Origin of the sequence: Pseudomonas sp. RL (genome assembly GCF_000647775.1) — a bacterium.
GTDB classification, from domain to species: domain Bacteria; phylum Pseudomonadota; class Gammaproteobacteria; order Pseudomonadales; family Pseudomonadaceae; genus Serpens; species Serpens flexibilis.
Map to the genome: position 1 here is coordinate 1 of NZ_JBOY01000206.1, position 755 is coordinate 755.

1 protein-coding gene is annotated in these 755 nt (G+C 69.4%); it reads left to right on the forward strand.

What is annotated here, in order from left to right; all coding sequences use genetic code 11:
• Nucleotides 1–487, forward strand: a 487-nt coding sequence (locus AS93_RS19830) for a methyl-accepting chemotaxis protein (protein WP_037010130.1), incomplete at its 5' end; no start/stop codon positions are given.
• Nucleotides 488–755: the final 268 nt, after the last annotated feature.

Genomic DNA, 755 nt, shown 5'->3' on the forward strand with positions numbered 1-755 from the left:
CATCGCCGACCAGACCAACCTGCTGGCCCTCAACGCGGCCATCGAGGCGGCGCGTGCCGGCGAGGCAGGGCGCGGCTTTGCGGTAGTGGCCGACGAGGTGCGCAGCCTGGCGCAACGCACCCACAGCTCGACCCAGGAAATCGAGCGCATGATCGGCGCTATCCAGACCGCAACCCAGGCGGCGGTCCGGGAAATGCACGAAAGCAGCGAAGTCGCGACCCATAGCCAGGGCATGGCCGGGCGCGCCGACCAGGCGCTGGGACGCATCGCCGAACGCATCAGCCAGATCAACGAGATGAACCTGGTGATCGCCAGCGCCGCCGAGGAACAGGCCCAGGTGGCCCGCGAAGTGGACCGCAACCTGGTGACCATCCGCGACATCGCCCAGCAGAGCGCTGCCGGCGCCCAGCAGACCTCGGCAGCCAGCGACGAGCTGGCGCGCCTGGCCACCGACCTGAACCGGCTGACCAGTCGCTTCCAGCTTTGAGGGGTGTGTCGCCCTGCTTGCGGAAGGAGGGATTTCAACTGCGGCTCCGTTCGGGGTAGGGCGGTCAGCGTCGTTCTGGCCGCCAAGGTCTGGGGCGGCACCGCAGGTTCTGGTGCGTCAGATCAGCAGCCCCACCGCCATCAGCAGCGGCGTTCCCACGCTGACTGCCGCGTTCAGCCCCAGCGCCGGCAGCAGGCGCTGCGGCTCCAGCGCATCGCGGCGCAGCAGCCAGGCGGCGCGCAGTGGATGATCGCAGCAGCATCCTGTT